Source organism: Pseudoduganella sp. RAF53_2 (genome assembly GCF_052113985.1).
In the GTDB taxonomy this organism is placed as follows: Bacteria; Pseudomonadota; Gammaproteobacteria; order Burkholderiales; family Burkholderiaceae_D; genus Rugamonas.
Window position 1 is genome coordinate 1 of sequence record NZ_JBFRDW010000809.1, and the last position, 2,300, is coordinate 2,300.

At 64.6% G+C, this 2,300-nt stretch carries 2 protein-coding genes; both read right to left on the reverse strand.

Annotated features, from left to right (window positions below; translation table 11 throughout):
• Positions 1-1,371, reverse strand: a 1,371-nt coding sequence (locus AB4Z11_RS29770; protein ID WP_442029500.1) for a PAS domain-containing protein, incomplete at its 3' end; no start/stop codon positions are given.
• Between the two features lie 96 nt (positions 1,372-1,467).
• The coding region (locus AB4Z11_RS29775; protein WP_442029502.1) for a response regulator at positions 1,468-2,300 on the reverse strand (833 nt) is incomplete at its 5' end.

A 2,300-nucleotide genomic window follows, 5' to 3' on the forward strand; every position in this document is an offset into this window, starting at 1 on the left:
GGTGTACAGCGACTGGCCGCCGCCCTTGTACTGGAATGTGCCGAAGCGTGCGCCGCTAATACGGGTGGCGGCATCTGTCACTTCCTGCAGCAGCGGCTTGAGGTCGCGCTGGCGGGCGATGGCGTTACCGGTATTGTTGAGCAATTCCAGAATATTGGATTCATCGCGCAGCGCTTCCTGCACCCGCTTGACCTGGTCCACGTCGGTGCTGGTGCCGAACCAGCGCACCAGATGGCCGCTGGCATCGCGCACGGGATTGGCGCGTGTCAGGAACCAGCGGAACTGGCCATCCGCGCCGCGAATCGGGAATTCCATTTCGAAGGGYAGGCCGCTGCGCACCGAGGTCGCCCAGTGCGCCATCATGGCGGGCAGGCAGTCCGGATCGTACACATGCTGCCAGCCGTCGCCCAGCACCTGATAGGGACTGGTGCCGGTGTAGTCATACCAGCGCTCGTTGTACCACACCATGGCGCCGTCGAAATTGGCGATCCAGGCCAGCTGGGGAATGGTATTGGCCAGCGCGCGCAATTCCTCTTCGCTATTGCGCAGGGTGTCTTCGGCGGCCTTGCGCGTGCTAATGTCCTGCACCATGCCCGTCATGCCTTGCAGTTCGCGCTCGTCGTTGTAATTACCGTGACCGACCACCGACACCCAATATCGCTCGCCATTGCGGCGCACCACGCGGCATTCGATATTGAAATCGCTGCGCTGGACATAGGCGTCGAGGAAGGCGCGCCGCACCGGCTCGAAATCTTCCGCCAGGATGCGTTCACGCAGCACCGGCCAGGTGATGGGGATTTCGGCCGGCAGCTCGAAGATCTCCGCCGCGCGGCGCCCCAGTTTGACGCGGTCGGTGCCCGCATCCCATTCCCAGTCACCCAGCTTGCCCGCAGCGAGCGCCACCTGCAGGCGGTTGGCGCTTTCGCGCAGGCTGCGCTCTTCGACCTTGCGCTGCTGGATATCCTGCAGATACACGGCCAGTCCCTCTGCGGACGGATAGGCGCGCACTTCCAGCCAGCGCTGGCGCGGCAGGTAGTACAGCTCGAAGGAGGCGGTTTGCTGCTCTTCCATGGCACGGCGGAATTGCACCTCCAGCACGGTGCCGCGCAATTCGGGGAAGGCTTGCCATAGATTGGTGCCGGTCGGGTCTTCCAGCGAGCGGTTCAGCGGACGCAGGATTTCGTTGGCACGCGTATTCAGCCAGGTGACGTTCCATTCGCGACCGATGACGGCAAAGCCGTCGGTAATGCTTTCCAGCACGGTGCGCATGAGCTCATTGGAATGGCGTAAATCGTCCTGCGCTCCCAAAACGGAGCGCATCAAGTCATTCGGCGGAAGGGGGCCGGAACCGGGCATGGCAGCAGAACTCATGACTTCTCAGCGATCGTTGATACGGCCGGCACAGCCACGCCGCATCTTCATTGTAGCGCCCCGGCCGTTCCCGCCGATGCACGGTTGGTGGACGGCTCAGCCAGCCACGCCAGCCAGCGCCTGCTGCAGCTGTTCGATATCGTAGGGCTTCTGAATGGAAATAGCCGGGAAATCGAGCTGGCTGGTCAGGTTCTGGCTGTAGCCGGAGGCGAACACAATGCGCAAGCCGGGCTGCTCTTTCAGGGCCTGGCGCGCCAGATCGACGCCGGACATGCCGGGCAGGCTGACGTCCGAGAACAGCACATCGAAGCGATCCTGGCGCAGGGCGGTGAGGGCGTCCTCGCCGCGGGCCACGGCCTGCACCGTGTGGCCAAAAGTGCGCAGCATTTCACAGACCAGGTATTGGGCGTCCACATTGTCCTCGACCACCAGGATGTTCAGCGGCTCGATTTCCTGCGCGGCAGCCGGCGCGCTTGGCGGCGCCATCGTGCACAGGATGCCGCTGACGGCGCCGTGCTCGTCCCGCAGCGGCGTGTAAGCCAGATCGAAGCTGCGCTCGACCGGCGTGCCGTCGTGCCATAGCTTCAGTAGTTGCGCTGGAAAGTGCATGGCCTGGCCAGCCCAGGCGCGGGCGATCACGGACGGATTCCAGCTCCATGCGGCGGGCGGCATGGGCGGCACGCTGCCGCCAGGAACGCGGCTGGGGTCGATGCCCATCATGGTGGCGTACGCGGAATTGATGAATAACGCCTGGGCGGGACCCCACATGATGAGGGCGGGCAGGGGGAGGTCAAGCAGGATATCGACCGACAGGCGCAGGGCAGGCGGCCAGCGCTCCGGCGGCCCGGGCTCGCAGCGGGACCAGTCCCGCTTCACGGACGCTTGCTCGCTGCCATTGGCGATTCGCTCCATGCCTGTTATCCCACCCC